This window comes from Streptomyces sp. NPDC002276, from assembly GCF_053891435.1.
In genome coordinates this window covers 310,368-325,408 of record NZ_JBSFCQ010000010.1, presented here as the reverse complement: position 1 = coordinate 325,408, position 15,041 = coordinate 310,368, and the positions used below count along the sequence as shown (strand labels likewise).

The 15,041-nt window shown below is 70.3% G+C and carries 15 protein-coding genes; 5 read left to right on the top strand and 10 right to left on the bottom strand.

Going from position 1 to position 15,041, the window contains the following annotated elements:
• The 6 genes from ACWIHT_RS26330 to ACWIHT_RS26305 are packed head-to-tail and all read right to left on the bottom strand — an operon-like array spanning position 1 to position 5,968.
• Positions 1 to 999, bottom strand: a complete 999-nt coding sequence (locus ACWIHT_RS26330; protein ID WP_456170716.1) for a helix-turn-helix transcriptional regulator — start codon at positions 997 to 999, stop codon at positions 1 to 3.
• Entirely contained in the window at positions 996 to 1,988 is a 993-nt protein-coding gene (locus tag ACWIHT_RS26325) for a helix-turn-helix transcriptional regulator (RefSeq protein ID WP_456170715.1), read from the bottom strand. Before ACWIHT_RS26325 ends, ACWIHT_RS26330 begins: the two co-directional genes overlap by 4 nt.
• Entirely contained in the window at positions 1,985 to 2,983 is a 999-nt protein-coding gene (locus ACWIHT_RS26320; protein WP_456170714.1) for a helix-turn-helix transcriptional regulator, read from the bottom strand. Before ACWIHT_RS26320 ends, ACWIHT_RS26325 begins: the two co-directional genes overlap by 4 nt.
• A complete protein-coding gene (locus ACWIHT_RS26315; protein ID WP_456170713.1) occupies positions 2,980 to 3,972 on the bottom strand; it encodes a helix-turn-helix transcriptional regulator in 993 nt (330 codons plus the stop codon). Before ACWIHT_RS26315 ends, ACWIHT_RS26320 begins: the two co-directional genes overlap by 4 nt.
• Positions 3,969 to 4,961, bottom strand: coding sequence for a helix-turn-helix transcriptional regulator (locus tag ACWIHT_RS26310; protein WP_456170712.1), 993 nt, complete (start codon positions 4,959 to 4,961; stop codon positions 3,969 to 3,971). Before ACWIHT_RS26310 ends, ACWIHT_RS26315 begins: the two co-directional genes overlap by 4 nt.
• Positions 4,958 to 5,968, bottom strand: a complete 1,011-nt coding sequence (locus tag ACWIHT_RS26305) for a helix-turn-helix transcriptional regulator (RefSeq protein WP_456170711.1) — start codon at positions 5,966 to 5,968, stop codon at positions 4,958 to 4,960. The genes ACWIHT_RS26310 and ACWIHT_RS26305 overlap by 4 nt, the downstream gene beginning before the upstream one ends.
• A gap of 325 nt (positions 5,969 to 6,293) precedes the next feature.
• Here ACWIHT_RS26305 and ACWIHT_RS26300 point away from each other — a divergent pair, with 325 nt between their 5' ends.
• On the top strand, positions 6,294 to 6,629 hold the full coding sequence (locus tag ACWIHT_RS26300) for a Rieske (2Fe-2S) protein (protein ID WP_026178811.1): 336 nt from the start codon (positions 6,294 to 6,296) through the stop codon (positions 6,627 to 6,629).
• A gap of 140 nt (positions 6,630 to 6,769) precedes the next feature.
• Here ACWIHT_RS26300 and ACWIHT_RS26295 read toward each other — a convergent pair whose 3' ends face one another.
• The gene (locus tag ACWIHT_RS26295; protein WP_456170710.1) at positions 6,770 to 7,183 is read right to left on the bottom strand and encodes a pyridoxamine 5'-phosphate oxidase family protein; all 414 of its coding nucleotides are present in this window, start codon (positions 7,181 to 7,183) and stop codon (positions 6,770 to 6,772) included.
• Between the two features lie 141 nt (positions 7,184 to 7,324).
• On the opposite strand from ACWIHT_RS26295, the gene clpB reads away from it, so the two are divergent.
• Both clpB and ACWIHT_RS26285 read left to right on the top strand, forming a co-directional pair.
• On the top strand, positions 7,325 to 9,922 hold the full coding sequence (clpB, locus tag ACWIHT_RS26290; RefSeq protein ID WP_456170708.1) for an ATP-dependent chaperone ClpB: 2,598 nt from the start codon (positions 7,325 to 7,327) through the stop codon (positions 9,920 to 9,922).
• A gap of 125 nt (positions 9,923 to 10,047) precedes the next feature.
• Positions 10,048 to 10,584, top strand: a complete 537-nt coding sequence (locus ACWIHT_RS26285; protein WP_200711395.1) for a type III secretion system chaperone family protein — start codon at positions 10,048 to 10,050, stop codon at positions 10,582 to 10,584.
• A gap of 68 nt (positions 10,585 to 10,652) precedes the next feature.
• Here ACWIHT_RS26285 and ACWIHT_RS26280 read toward each other — a convergent pair whose 3' ends face one another.
• The 3 genes from ACWIHT_RS26280 to ACWIHT_RS26270 form a co-directional block, all read right to left on the bottom strand.
• A complete protein-coding gene (locus tag ACWIHT_RS26280) occupies positions 10,653 to 11,249 on the bottom strand; it encodes an NADPH-dependent FMN reductase (protein ID WP_456170707.1) in 597 nt (198 codons plus the stop codon).
• A 25-nt stretch (positions 11,250 to 11,274) separates the two neighbouring features.
• Complete coding sequence (locus ACWIHT_RS26275; RefSeq protein ID WP_456170706.1) at positions 11,275 to 12,153, bottom strand: oxidoreductase; 879 nt, start codon at positions 12,151 to 12,153, stop codon at positions 11,275 to 11,277.
• 132 nt (positions 12,154 to 12,285) lie between these two features.
• Entirely contained in the window at positions 12,286 to 13,299 is a 1,014-nt protein-coding gene (locus tag ACWIHT_RS26270; RefSeq protein ID WP_456170705.1) for an Lrp/AsnC family transcriptional regulator, read from the bottom strand.
• Between the two features lie 100 nt (positions 13,300 to 13,399).
• Here ACWIHT_RS26270 and ACWIHT_RS26265 point away from each other — a divergent pair, with 100 nt between their 5' ends.
• Together ACWIHT_RS26265 and ACWIHT_RS26260 are read left to right on the top strand one after the other, a co-directional pair.
• On the top strand, positions 13,400 to 14,428 hold the full coding sequence (locus ACWIHT_RS26265; protein WP_456170704.1) for an NADP-dependent oxidoreductase: 1,029 nt from the start codon (positions 13,400 to 13,402) through the stop codon (positions 14,426 to 14,428).
• 31 nt (positions 14,429 to 14,459) lie between these two features.
• On the top strand, positions 14,460 to 14,975 hold the full coding sequence (locus ACWIHT_RS26260) for an N-acetyltransferase family protein (RefSeq protein WP_456170702.1): 516 nt from the start codon (positions 14,460 to 14,462) through the stop codon (positions 14,973 to 14,975).
• Positions 14,976 to 15,041 lie beyond the last annotated feature (66 nt).

Below are 15,041 nucleotides of genomic sequence, written 5' to 3'. Positions count from 1 at the left end.
TCACTCCACCGCTCCTTCCTGTTTGAGGATTCCCGACTGCCCTATGAGGTAGCCGAGTTGGGCGCGGCTGTCGCTGCCGAGGGTGGCGGCGAGCTTGGCGATGTGGACTCGGGCGGTGCGGATGTTCATGCCCAGGCGGTGCGCGATGACCGCGTCGGTGTGGCCCTCGACGAGGAGTGTCGCGATGGCGTGCTGGCGGGCCGTGACGCCGTTCAGGGAGGGCTGTTGGACCGCCTCGGGGTACATGGGGGTGGCGAGGTGCCAGAGGCGGTCGAAGACCGTGACGAAGTGGGTGAGCAGCGCCGGGTGGCGGACTTCGAGGGCCGTCGTGCGGTCCGCGTTCGCGGGGATGAACGCCACCTGCCGGTCGATGACCAGGAGCCGGTCGGTGACCTCGTCCAGGGTGCGGGCCTCGGCGTCGCCGCGCAGGTGCTGGTAGCGGGCCATGGCGTACGGGTTGTAGCGATGGGTGTGCTGGTAGAGGGTGCGGATACGAGCGCCGCGGTCCAGCAGGGCCTGGTCGCGGGCGACAGCGATGGCCTCGGCCTTGGGGGTCAGCCGTCTGTCACGGTTGCTGCTGGGTTGGATGGTGAGCAGTTCGTCCTTGGCGTCCGCTATGGCCTCGGTGATCGCCGTGTTGATGCGGTCCTTGTCGTCGAGGACGGTGAGGGCCGGTGGGTCGGTGGCCGCCGTATCGGAGCCGTCGAGCCCCACCAGTGGGCCGAAGAAGGTCTCCAGGCGTTCTTCGCGGCGGCGTTCGTCCGCGATGCGCTCCGCGGACCTCCGCAGCAGCCGGTGGAGCACGGACGCGGGGGCTACCGGTTCCAGTCGGTCGGGGTCGGTGGCGGTGGGTTGCAGCAGGCCGTGGTCGATCAGGCACGGGGCCGTGTCGGCGTCCGCGCGGTTCACCTGGCCTTCGCGCAGGGCGAGTTCGTACAGCTGCGTTCCGGCGGGACACAGGTCGTCCACACCGTGTTCCGGATGGCGCGCGGATGTCACTCTGCCGCTCCCTCCTGCCTGAGAATTCCGGACTCCGCGATGAGGTAGCCGAGTTGGGCGCGGCTGTCGCTGCCGAGGGTGGCGGCGAGCTTGGCGATGTGGACTCGGGCGGTGCGGATGTTCATGCCGAGACGGTCGGCGATCACCGCGTCGGTGTGGCCTTCCACGAGGAGTCCCGCGATGGCGCGCTGGCGGGTGGTGATGCCGTTGAGGGAAGGCTGTTGGACCGCCTCCGGGTACATGGGGGCGGCGAGGTGCCAGAGGCGGTCGAAGACCGTGACGAAATGGGTGATCAGCGCCGGGTGGCGGACTTCGAGGGCCTTCGTGCGGTCCGCGTTCGCGGGAATGAAGGCGACCGTGCGGTCGATGACGATGAGGCGGTCGGTGACCTCGTCCAGGGTGCGGGCCTCCGCGTCGCCGTTCAACTGCTCGTAGCGGGCGAGGACGGCGGGCAGATGGCGGAGCGCGTGCGGGTACAGGGTGCGGATGCGACCGCCGCGGTCGAGGAGGCCCTGGTCCTGTTTCAGGGCGTCGAGGCTGAGTTCGAGAGACTCGGGGTTCCGTCTGCGCGGCTGGATCGCCAGCACCTCCCGGGACGCCCCGGTCATGACGTCGGCGATGGCTCCGTTGATCTGGTCGAAGGTGCTCAGGACGTTGATCGTCTCGGTACCGGTGGTGGCCGGTCCTTGGCCGTCGATGAGCATGAGCGGTTCGAAGGCCTCGGCCAGTCGCTCCTCGCGGCGCCGTTCGTCCGCGATGCGCGCTCCCGAGGTGCGCAGCAGCCGGTGGAGCGCCACGGCGGGGGCTACCGGCTCCAGCCGGTCGGGGTCCGTGGCGGTGGGTTGCAGCAGGCCGTGGTCGATCAGGCACGGCGCGGTGTCGGCGTCCGCGCGGTTCACCTGGCCTTCGCGCAGGGCGAGTTCGTACAGCCGCGTTCCGGTGGGACAGAGGTCTTCCACGCCGTGCTCCGCGTGGGGCAGGGATGTCATTCCGCCGTTCCCTCCTGTTTGAGGATTCCCGACTGCCCTATGAGGTAGCCGAGTTGGGCGCGGCTGTCGCTGCCGAGGGTGGCGGCGAGTTTGGCGATGTGGACGCGGGCGGTGCGGATGTTCATGCCGAGGCGGTCGGCGATGACGGCGTCGGTGTGGCCCTCGACGAGCAGGACGGCGATGGCGTGCTGGCGGGTCGTGATGCCGTTGAGGGAGGGCTGTTGGACCGCCTCGGGGTACATGGGGGTGGCGAGGTGCCAGAGGCGGTCGAAGACCGTGACGAAGTGGGTGAGCAGTGCCGGGTGGCGGACTTCGAGAGCCGTCGTGCGGTCCGCGCTCGCGGGGATGAAGGCGACCGTGCGGTCGATGACGATGAGGCGGTCGGTGACCTCGTCGAGGGTGCGGGCCTCGGCGTCGCCGCGCAGCTGCTGGTAGCGGGACGCGGCGTACGGGTTGTAGCGATGGGTGTGCTGGTGGAGGGCGCGGATACGGCCGCCGCGGTCCAGCAGGGCCTGGTCGCGCGCCAGCGCCTCGACATGGGCCTCCGGGGCCGTATGGCTGGTGTGGGAGACGTGCGGCTGGATGGTGAGCAGTTCGTCCGTGGCGTCCGCCAGGGCCTCGGTGATCGCCGTGTTGATGCGGTCCCTGTCGTCGAGGACGGTGAGGGCCGGTGGGTCGGTGGCCGCCGTACCGGAGCCGTCGAGCCCCACCAGTGGGCCGAAGAAGGTCTCCAGGCGCTCCTCGCGGCGGCGTTCGTCCGCGATGCGCTCCGCGGACCTCCGCAGCAGCCGGTGGAGCACGGACGCGGGGGCGACCGGCTCCAGTCGGTCGGGGTCCGTGGCGGTGGGTTGCAGCAGGCCGTGGTCGATCAGGCAGGGCGCGGTGTCGGCGTCCGCGCGGTTCACCCACCCTTCGCGCAGGGCGAGTTCGTACAGCTGGGTTCCGGGCGGACAGAGGTCGTCCACACCGTGTTCCGGATGGCGCGCGGATGTCACTCTGCCGCTCCCTCCTGTCTGAGGATTCCTGATTCCGCGATGAGGTAGCCGAGTTGGGCGCGGCTGTCGCTGCCGAGGGTGGCGGCGAGTTTGGCGATGTGGACGCGGGCGGTGCGGATGTTCATGCCGAGGCGGTGGGCGATGACCGAGTCGGTGTGGCCCTCGACCAGCAGGCCCGCGATGGCCCGTTGGCGGGTGGTGATGCCGTTGAGGGAAGGCTGTTGGACCGCTTCCGGGTACATGGGGGTGGCGAGGTGCCAGAGGCGGTCGAAGACCGTGACGAAATGGGTGATCAGGGCGGGGTGGCGGACTTCGAGTGCGAGGGTGCGGTCGGCGCTGGCGGGGATGAAGGCGACGGTGCGGTCGATGACGATGAGGCGGTCGGTGACCTCGTCCAGGGTGCGGACCTCGGCGTCGCCGTTCAACTGCTCGTAGCGGGCGAGGACGGCGGGCAGATGGCGGAGCGCGTGCGGGTACAGGGTGCGCATACGGCCGCCGCGGTCGAGGAAGATCTGGTCGCGGGCCAGGGCTTCGACGCTGAGGTCGGGAGGCTTGGCGTTCCGTCGGCGCGGCTGGATGGCCAGCACCTCCTGGGCGGCCTCGGACATGGCCTCGGTGATGGCCTCGTTGATGCGGTCGAAGGTGCTGAGGACGCTGATCGTCTCGGTGTCGGCGGTTCCCGACCGGCGGCCGTCGACGCGCATGAGCGGCTCGAAGGTCTCGGCCAGTTGTTCCTCGCGGCGCCGTTCGTCCGCGATGCGCGCTCCCGATGTGCGCAGCAGCCGGTGGAGCGCCACCGCGGGTGCGACCGGCTCCAGCCGGTCCGGGTCGGTGGTGGTGGGTTGCAGCAGGCCGTGGTCGATCAGGCAGGGCGCGGTGTCGGCGTCCGCGCGGTTCACCCGGCCTTCGCGCAGGGCGAGTTCGTACAGCTGCGTTCCGGCGGGACACAGGACTTCGACACCGTGTTCCGCATGGGGCGCGGATGTCACTCTGCCGCTCCCTCCTGTCTGAGGATTCCTGATTCCGCGATGAGGTAGCCGAGTTGGGCGCGGCTGTCGCTGCCGAGGGTGGCGGCGAGTTTGGCGATGTGGACGCGGGCGGTGCGGATGTTCATGCCGAGGCGGTGGGCGATGACCGCGTCGGTGTGGCCCTCGATGAGCAGGACGGCGATGGCGTGCTGGCGCGGGGTGATGCCGTTCAGGGAGGGCTGTTGGACCGCCTCGGGGTACATGGGGGTGGCGAGGTGCCAGAGGCGGTCGAAGGTGTTCACGAAGTAGTCGATCAGCGTGGGGTGACGGACTTCGAGGGCGAGAGTGAGGTCCTTGCTCGCGGGGATGAACGCCACCTGCCGGTCGACCACCAGGAGCCGGTCGGTGACCTCGTCCAGCGTGCGGGCCTCGGCGTCACCGCGCAACTGCTGGTAGCGGTACAGGGCGATGGGGTCGTAGCGCTGGGTGTGCTGGTAGAGGGTGCGGATGCGGCCGCCGCGGTCCAGCAGGTCCTGGTCGCGGACGAGGGCGAGGGTCCGGGCCTCGGGAGTCGGCCGGGTGTCGCGGCTGGTGCTGGGCTGGATGGCGAGCAGTTCGTCCGTGGCGTCCGCCATGGCCTCGCTGATCGCCGTGTTGATGCGGTCCCTGTCGCGGAGGACGGTGAGGGCCGGTGCGTCCGTGGCCGCCGTACCGGAGCCGTCCAGCCCCACCAGCGGGCCGAAGACGGTCTCCAGGCGCTCCTCCCGGCGGCGCTCGTCCGCGATGCGCTCCGCGGACATCCGATGCAGCCGGTGGAGTACGAAGCCGGGTGCGACGGGCCGTAGCCAGCCCAGGTCCTCGATGTCGGGTTGCAGCAGGCCGAGACCGACCAGACACGGTGCCTCGTCGGTGTCGTCGACCCGCACGCGCCCGGCTTGCAGGGCACGCACGTACAGGCTCAGGCCTGCCGCGCACAGGTCGTCCGCTCCGTGTGTGTGCGCATCGGTCACAGTGGGCCGTCTCCTCCCGGTGTCGGGTCGTCCTGGTTGAGGAGCCCCGACTGGGCTATCAGGAAGCCGAGTTGCGCGCGGCTGCCGCTGCCCAGGGCCGTGGCGAGCTTGGCGATGTGGGCCCGGCAGGTCCGCACGTTCATGCCGAGGCGGCGCGCGATGGCCTCGTCGACATGGCCCTCGACAAGGAGCTTGGCGATGGAGTGCTGGATGTCCGTGATGCCGTCGGGGGCGGTTTCGTAGGGTGCGCCGGCACTCAGCGGGACCGCGCGGCTCCACATGAACTCGAAGACCTTGATCAGGTAGCCGACGAGGCCGGGGTGGCGCAGTTCCAGGGCGACCTGCCGGTCGTCCCGGATGGGGATGAAGGCGACGGTCTCGTCGCAGATGATGAGCCGCTCGACCAGTTCGTCGATCGTGCGGTACTCCGCCTTTCCGCTGACGAAGCGGTCGACGTAGGCGAGCCGCTCGGGACTGTACCTGGCCGTGTGCTGGTAGAGGGTCCGGATCCGTACTCCGCGGTCGATCAGGGTCTTGTCGCGCCCCAGCCCTTCGATGACCCTGCGCTCGGGGTGCCGGGCGCTCGGCTGGATCGTGAGCATCTCGTTCTGGCACTGGGCCGTCGCCAGGTCGAGGGCCGAGTTGATGCGGTCGAGCCCCTCCAGCACCGTGATCGAGTGGGTGGGGGCCGCGGTCTGGGCGCTGAGCGCCATGAACGGTTCGAAGACCTCGGCCAGCTCGATCGACGTGCGCCGACGCTCGGTGATCTCGCGTTCGAGGGGGTTGAGGCGCTGGGCCAGGGCGACCGAGGGCGGCACGGGACTCAGCCAGTTCGGATCGTCGGGATCCGGATACAGGAGGGCGTGTTCCATCAGGCAGGGAACCGCCTCCGCCTCCGCGCGAGCGATACGTCCTGTGCGCAGAGCGTTCGCATAGACCCGCCCACCCTCGTCACACAGTTCAGTGATGGCGTGGGGATGTACCGCTTTAGGTCGATTCGTTGTCAAATCTCCACCCCCCAGGGTCCTGAACGTGCAGGAACATGATGCACCGATCGTGTGGCCATGATGTGCCTGAATGAGCCATCGTCTTACCTGACGGGGGATGGAGGGGACCTTCAAGTGAGGACGAAGCCGACTATGCGTAAGAGAATGCTTCGCTCGGTGCTTGTCGCCGCCTTCTTCGCCGTGGTGGCCGCGGGAACGCTGGGTGGCCCAGCCGTGGCGAAGGGTGACACGCGAGCCGACAGTATTTGGTCAGTGACGGTTGCGACTGCTGTGCCCGTCAGTGAAGGCGCCACAGTGGGCACGGACGACAGTATTTGGTCGTGACATGACTACTCCTCCAGACGACCGCAGCTTCCGCCGGGAAATGGCCACGGCCTACCGTTCCGGCTGGCACTTCATCGACCTGGCCACCGCCATCCCCCACAGCGGTGACTCGCTCATGGTGACCGTGTTCGGCGAGCCGGTCGTGGTGACGCGGGACGAGGACGAGGACGTGCGGGCGTATCGGTGTCTGCGACGGCCCCGGGGGGCGCCGCAGCCGGTGCGCTGTGCCATCCGGTACGGAATGATCTTTGTGAATCTTGACCAGCGAGACCATCGGCTGGTGGAAACGGATGCCCCCGACGTCCAGACCATCTCAGCCACCCCCCGCAGTGCCTGACGCGATTCCCCCGTCGTAACAGATCGCTCAGGTGCTTCCCCCCGCAGCGGCGTCACCGTGACCTGAACACGGTGACGCCGCTGCAGTTTGGGCGAAATGTCAGGGTATGGGACCGGCTGTAGTGGCCTGAACTGATCGCTTCAGCCCCGCCCCAGCGCCCGCGTCAACTCGATCTCGATGACGACCCGTGACGGGTTCGGCGACGGGGTCCGCCCGTAGCGCCCGGCGTACCGGCGCTCCGCCTCCGCGACCCGGTCCGGCTCCGCGCGGACGAAGGCCCGGCCCTCCAGCGTCGCCCAGCGCCGCCCGTCCACCTGGCAGACGGCGACCCGTGCCCCGAGCGGTCCTGCGGCCAGCACGTTCGCCACCTTCCTGCTCGACTTGTTCGCGATCACCCGAGCCAGCCGCGCCTCCGGGTCGTATGTCACTCCGACAGGTACGACATGCGGGCCGCCGTCGGGGCGCGGAGTCGTGAGGGTGCACAGATGCCGTTCCTGCCAGAAGGTGAGGTACGGCAGGTCTGGATCGCCCGGGTCGACCGGATGTGAGGCCATGGTCCCGGAACTTAGTCCATGGTCCCGGAACTTGGTCCCCCGATCCGCCCCGCCACCGCCTTGAGTGGAATAGACTCAACTTTGTGCACGTTGGCCGAGTCAGTCCGTGCATGAAGGCCGTAGGAGGAGGAGTACCGGAACGTGGACGCCGAGCTGACCAACAGGAGCCGGGAAGCGATCAACGCGGCCAGCAGCCGCGCCGTCACCGGGGGGCACGCCGATCTGACCCCGGCGCACCTGCTTCTCTCGCTGCTCGCGGGGGAGGACAACGAGAACATCACCGACCTGCTGGCCGCCGTGGACGCCGACCAGGCCGCCGTACGGTCCGGGGCCGAGCGCGTGCTCGCCTCGCTGCCCAGCGTGACCGGGTCGACCGTCGCACCCCCGCAGCCCAGCCGCGAGCTGCTCGCGGTGCTCGCGGACGCCGACGAGCGCGCGAAGGAACTCGGCGACGAGTACCTCTCGACCGAGCACCTGCTGATCGGCATCGCCGCGAAGGGCGGCGCCGCCGGAGACGTACTCTCCCAGCAGGGGGCCAGTGCGAAGAAGCTGCTGGACGCGTTCCAGAAGAGCAGGGGAGGGCGCCGGGTGACCACACCCGACCCCGAGGGGCAGTACAAGGCGCTGGAGAAGTTCGGTACGGACTTCACGGCCGCCGCGCGCGAGGGCAAGCTCGACCCCGTCATCGGACGGGACCAGGAGATCCGGCGGGTCGTCCAGGTGCTGTCCCGCCGCACCAAGAACAACCCCGTCCTCATCGGCGAGCCCGGCGTCGGCAAGACCGCCGTCGTCGAGGGGCTGGCGCAGCGGATCGTCAAGGGGGACGTGCCCGAGTCCCTCAAGAACAAGCGGCTGGTCTCGCTCGACCTCGGCGCGATGGTCGCGGGCGCGAAGTACCGCGGCGAGTTCGAGGAGCGGCTCAAGACCGTCCTGGCCGAGATCAAGGACTCCGACGGCCAGATCATCACCTTCATCGACGAACTGCACACCGTCGTCGGCGCGGGCGCCGGGGGCGACTCCGCGATGGACGCCGGCAACATGCTGAAGCCGATGCTCGCCCGCGGCGAACTCCGCATGGTCGGCGCGACCACGCTGGACGAGTACCGCGAGCGCATCGAGAAGGACCCGGCGCTGGAGCGCCGCTTTCAGCAGGTGCTGGTCGCGGAGCCGTCCGTCGAGGACACCATCGCGATCCTGCGCGGCTTGAAGGGCCGCTACGAGGCGCACCACAAGGTCGTCATCGCGGACAGCGCGCTGGTGGCGGCGGCCACGCTCTCCGACCGCTACATCACCTCCCGCTTCCTCCCCGACAAGGCGATCGACCTGGTGGACGAGGCGGCCTCCCGCCTCCGCATGGAGATCGACTCGTCCCCCGTCGAGATCGACGAACTCCAGCGCTCCGTCGACCGGTTGAAGATGGAGGAGCTGGCCCTCGACAAGGAGACCGACGCCGCCTCCATCGAGCGCCTGGAGAAGCTGCGCCGCGACCTCGCCGACCGCGAGGAGGAACTGCGCGGCCTCAACGCCCGCTGGGAGAAGGAGAAGCAGTCCCTCAACCGGGTCGGCGAGCTCAAGGAGAAGCTGGACGAACTCCGCGGCCAGGCCGAACGCGCCCAGCGCGACGGCGACTTCGACACGGCTTCGAAACTTCTCTACGGCGAGATCCCCACCCTGGAGCGGGACTTGGAGGAGGCGTCCCAGGCGGAGGAAGAGGCCTCCAAGGACACGATGGTCAAGGAGGAGGTCGGCCCCGACGACATCGCGGACGTCGTCGGCTCCTGGACGGGCATCCCCGCAGGCCGCCTCCTTGAGGGCGAGACGCAGAAACTCCTGCGCATGGAGGAGGAGTTGGGCCGCCGCCTCATCGGCCAGCAGGAGGCCGTACAGGCGGTCTCCGACGCCGTACGACGCACCCGCGCGGGCATCGCGGACCCCGACCGCCCCACCGGCTCCTTCCTCTTCCTCGGCCCGACGGGCGTAGGCAAGACGGAACTGGCGAAAGCCCTCGCCGACTTCCTCTTCGACGACGAACGCGCCATGGTCCGCATCGACATGTCGGAGTACGGCGAGAAGCACAGCGTGGCCCGGCTGGTCGGCGCGCCTCCCGGCTACGTCGGCTACGAGGAGGGCGGCCAGCTCACGGAGGCGGTGCGCAGGCGCCCGTACTCGGTGATCCTGCTGGACGAGGTGGAGAAGGCGCACCCGGAGGTCTTCGACGTCCTGCTCCAGGTACTGGACGACGGCCGCCTGACCGACGGCCAGGGCCGCACGGTCGACTTCCGCAACACGATCCTGATCCTCACGTCCAACCTCGGCAGCACCTTCCTGATCGACCCGCTCACCGGCGAGGACGAGAAGAAGGCACAGGTGCTGGAGGTGGTCAGGGCCTCCTTCAAGCCGGAGTTCCTCAACCGCCTGGACGACATGGTCGTCTTCTCCGCCCTGAACCGGGAGGAACTGGGCCGCATCGCAGCCCTCCAGATCGACCGCCTGGCCAAGCGCCTCGCGGAACGCCGCCTCACCCTGGAGATCACCGACGAGGCCCTGACCTGGCTCGCGGACAACGGCAACGACCCGGCCTACGGAGCCCGACCGCTGCGCCGGCTGGTGCAGACCGCGATCGGAGACCGCCTCGCGAAGGAGATCCTGGCGGGGGAGGTCAAGGACGGGGACACGGTACGGGTGGACGCGTTCGGCGACGGGTTGATCGTGGGGGCGGCGACGGGCAAGACGCTGTAGATGGCACCGTGGGGCCCTGGGCCGACCGGATCAGGTCAGCCCAGGGCGGACAGTCCCGGCAGGGGTTGCCACGCCCCTCCCCGGATGGGGGAGGATGGCGGAATCCGTACGAAGGGAAATACACGGTGAGCATCGACCCGTCCTCGATTCCGAACTTCGGGGGCCAGCCCGAGCCGCAGCAAGGACCGGCGGGCCCCGTCGTCCCGGATCAGGACCTCGTGAAGCAGCTCCTCGAACAGATGGAGCTGAAGTATGTCGTCGACGACGAGGGAGACCTCGCGGCGCCGTGGGAGCAGTTCCGTACGTACTTCATGTTCCGGGGTGAGGACGACCAGCTCGTTTTCTCGGTCCGGACGTTCTACGACCGTCCCCACGAGATCGACTCCAAGCCGCAGCTGCTGGAGTCCATCGACGACTGGAACCGCCGCACCCTGTGGCCCAAGGTCTACAGCCACACTCACGACGACGGCACCGTCCGTCTGATCGGTGAGGCGCAGATGCTGATCGGCACCGGCGTCGACCTGAACCACTTCGTCTCCTCGACGGTCAGCTGGGTGCGCGCCGCCATCGAGTTCGACCGCTGGCTCGTCGAGCAGCTCGGTCTGACCGAGGAGGTCGACGAGGCGGTCGAGAAGCCTGAGGACGAGGGAGACGAGGAGTAGTCGTAGTCCTCGGTCCTACGCCGGCTGTACGTCCTGCGTCTGCGAGAGCCCGGACCCGTACGTGACCATCACGGTCGTGTGCCGGGGCCGGGCTCTCGTCGTGTGTGGCCGCGCAGGGCCGCCAGGGCCTGGGTCACGGCCGTGGTGACCTGGTCGCCGTGGGTGGCGCGCGGGTTCAGGACCGGGGTCGGGGCGGGGGTCGTACGGGCGCCGGTGGCGCGCAGGATCGTCTCCAGGTGGTCCTCCGCGCCGTGGGAGTGGTAGCCGACGACCAGTCCGGTGGCGGGCTTTCCGGCGAGTGGGGAGTCGTCGCGGGGGCGCGAGAGCCAGTCCAGGGCGTTCTTCAGGGCGGCCGAGATGCTGGCGTTGTTGACCGGGCTCAGGACCAGCAGGCTGCCGGCCGAGGTGACCTGGGCCCGCAGGGCGGCCACGCCGGGCGGGGCCGGGTCGGTGTCCAAGTCCTCGTTGAACAGGGGGAGTTGGTCCAGGCCGGTGGCCAGGATCACCTCGTGCCCGGGACGGTCCTGCGCTACGGCCGCGTGGGCGACCCGGGTGGTGACGGCGCCGGTGCGCAGGCTGCCGGACAGGACCAGCGTGCGGTGACGGGCGAGGGACTGTGGCTGTGGCTGTGGCTGTGGCTGTGGTTGTGATTGCGGTTGTGGCATGGCGGGGGACTCCAGGGGGGAGGGCTCAGTGGTTGTCGGCGGGGGCGGCGATCGCGTCCAGCGTGCGCAGCGTCTCCGCCGACAGGCCGATCTCGGCGGCGGCGATGTTCTCGGCGAGGTGGGCGCGGGTGGACGTGCCGGGGATCAGCAGCATCGTGGGGGAGCGGTGCAGCAGCCAGGCCAGCGCGATCTGGCGCGGGGTGGCACCGAGGCCGGCCGCGACCTGTTCCAGCGCCTGGACCTGGAGCGGCCGGAACCCGCCCAGCGGCCAGAACGGCACGAACGCGATGCCCAGTTCGGCGCACTGGTCCACCAGGGCGTCGTCCTGGCGGAAGGCGATGTTGTAGTGGTTCTGCACCGCGACCACCGGCGCGATCCGCCGGGCCGCCTCGACCTGCTCCGCGCTGACGTTGCTGACGCCGAGGTCGCGGATCAGGCCCTGCTCGCGCAGCTCGGCCAGGACCGTGAACGGCTCGACGATGTCGTCCGCCGCCAGGGTGTCGGTCATCCGCAGATTCACCAGGTCCAGGACCTCCAGGCCCAGGTGGTCGAGGTTGTCGTGCACGGCCCGCACCAGTTCCGGCCGGGACAGGGCCGCGGGCCAGCCGCGGTCGGCGGTGCGGCGGGCGCCGACCTTGGTGGCGATGTGCAGGCCCTCGCGGTACGGGTGCAGGGCCTCGCGGACCAGCCCGTTCACGAGGTGTGGGCCGTAGTAGTCGCTGGTGTCGAGGTGTGTGATGCCCGCCTCGACCGCGGCGCGCAGGACGGCCAGGGCTTCGACACGGTCGCGGGGCGGTCCGTAGGCCATGGGTCCGGCCAGTTGGAGGGCGCCGTAGCCGACGCGGGTCACGGTCAGGGTGTCGGAGAGGCGCAGGGTGCCGCCGGGAAGTACGTCGTCGCTCATCGCTGGCTCCTTGCTGGGAACACACTCGGGGGTGGGTTCAACAGTGCCGTCGCGACGGCGGAGTCAACAGTCGATGCGGGCGAGAGCGGGCCGAACCTCCAGTGGAGTGGATTCGGGCTGCCCGTACTTCCGTCAGGTCGGGATCAGGTGGCCGTCGCGGAGTCGGGTGCCCGCCTGTTTGAGGCGGTGCAGGACCGGGACGACGTCGACCTGCCGTACCCCGTCGAGGGCGCCGACCTTGGTGGTGACGTAGGAGAAGAGGTCGTCCATGGTGCGGCAGGTGACGGTCACCAGGAGGTTGGCCGAACCGGTGACCGCGGCGGCGAAGGTGGTCTCGGGGTGGGCGGAGAGGAGTTCGCCGGTGGTGTCCAGCCGGCCGGGGGCGACGGTGAGCCACAGGTAGGCGGGGGCGTGGAAGCCGAAGCGCGGGTAGGCCAGGTCCACGGCGACGCGCAGGGCGCCCGCGGCGAGCAGTTCGTCCAGGCGCGCGGAGACCCGGGACTTCGACCAGCCGCAGGCGCGGGCGAGTTCGACGACTCCGGCGCGGCCGTCGCGGGCGAGTTCGGCCATCAACGGGGCGTCCTGGTCGCGGAGTTCGAGGTCGGTCGTGCTGCCGGTCGGGCTGGCGGTCGTGCTGCCGGTGGTGGCGTGCCGCTGCTGTTCGGAGGCGTGCAGCAGGGCCGCCTGGTCGTCGGTGAGCGGGTCGTCGAAGGCGAGCCACTTGGCGCCGCTGCCCAGGTACATGTGCATGACCGCGCAGGCGTCGAAGCCCAGGACCCTGGCGGTGCGGGGCAGGCGTTGCAGGACGGATCCGCCCTGGTCGCGGAGGCCGGTGTGGGTCTGGCAGACGATCTCGGAGCCGCCGGAGGTGACGCTGACGTAGGCGGTGTCCTCGCGGGCGGCCAGCGCGTCCGCGAGGGTATCGGTGGCGTCGGGGCGGCACCGGACCCGTACGAACCAGGTCTGGTCGCCGAGCCGCACGTGGCTGGGCAGGGCGCGCACGCGGACGGCGCCGTCGGCGACCAGGGCGCGGTAGCGGCGGGCCACGGTCTGCTCGGAGACCTCGGCCACGTCGGCGATCCGCCGGAAGGAGGCCCGCCCGTCCCGCAGCAGGCATTGAACGATCCGCCGGTCCGTGCGATCCATGGCGGAAGTGTAGACGCGGTGGATCGGCTGTCGTGGAACTTCGGCCGCGGTACGGCGATCTGGCTGGGAGTACGAGGTGGGCCGGGCGGACAGTGGTGCCATGACTGAATCCCCACACACCCACCAGGCCGGCGTCATGCGCGCCGTCACGTTCACCGAGTTCGGCGGCCCGGATGTACTGACCCTCGACGAGCGTCCGATTCCCGAGGTCCCCGCCGGTCACGTACGAGTCAGGGTCCACGCGGCGGCCGTACACCCGTTGGACGTGGTCGCCAGGGCGGGCCGCCTGGGCCCGATGGTGCCCCCGGGGCCGACGTACGTGCTCGGTGTCGACGCCGCCGGCACCGTCGACGCGGTCGGGGCCGGCGTGTCCGGCGTGTCCGGCGTGTCCGGCTTCGACCTCGGGCAGGCGGTGGTGGCGATGTCGGACTGGCCGGAGACCAAGGTCGGTACGCAGGCGGAGTTCGTGGTGCTGCCCGCGGCCTTCCTCGCGCCCGCCCCGGCAGGCGTGACTCCGGCCGCCGCGGCGACGCTGCCGCTCAACGCGCACACGGCGGTGCAGGCGCTGCGGATCCTCGGGCTACGGGCCGGTGACCGGATCGCCGTCACCGGGGCGGCCGGTGCGATCGGGGCGTTCGCGGTGCAGCTGGCCCGGCATCAGGGTCTGCGGGTGGTCGCCGTCGCCGCCCCCGAGGACGAGCCGTACCTCACCGGTCTCGGGGCGACCTTCGTCGCCCGTGGCGACCATCCCGCCTACGCGGTGCGCAAGGCCGCACCGGGCGGGGTGGTCGACGGACTCCTCGACGCCGCGTCGCTCGGGTCCTCGGTGATCGGGGCCGTGCGCGACGGCGGTTCCTTCGTCGCGGTGACACCGCCGAACGCACCGGCCGCGGAGCGCGGTGTCAGGGTCGGCCTGGTGCGGGCGCGTGCGGACGGCGCCGAACTCGCCGAGCTGGCGGGCCTGGTCGAGAGGGGCGTGCTGGACCTGCGGGTCGCCAGGACGTTCCCGTTCGGGCGGGTCGCGGAAGCGCACACCTTGCTGGCGAAGGGCGGTTTGCGCGGGGGAGTCGTGCTCGTCGCCGACTTCGTGTCGCCGCGGGACGCGGACACGGGTGAGCGGCGGAGTTGACGTCGAAGAGGTGTTCGGGTTCGCTGCCGGGATGCCTGGCCTTCGCATTCAACAGCCGGACGACGACGCCATGTTGAAAGACTGGCAGCACGTCCACAACGTGATCATCCCCACCCACACCCTCTCCCTGGACGACGTACGGGAACGCGCCCGGCGCCACCGCCTGGAGATCGCCTATCTCGACGGCGAAGACGGCGAAGACGGCGAAGACGGTGGAGGCGGTGGAGGCGGCGAAGACGGTGGAGGCGGTGAACTCGTGGGCTGTAGCACGGTCCGCCCGCCGACGGACGGGTCGCGGACGGCCACCGTCATCGCCCGCGTGCTCGCCCCGCACCGCGGGCGTGGGTACGGCCAGGAGCTCTACGCCCGCGGGCTCGACCGCGCCCGCGAACTGGGCGCCGAAGTGATCGAGACCGTCGTCCTGTCCTCCAACGAGGACGGACTGCGGTTCGCGCTGCGGCACGGTTTCGTCGAGACCGAGCGGTATCTGCTGCCCGGGGAGACCATTCCCTGGATCGACCTCCGGCTCGGCCCGCCGGCGCCTTGAACCGCCGTGCGGTCCGGGGCCCGGAACACTGCCGTAAATCGGTAGCGGCACGAGGGTGTCCGTGCC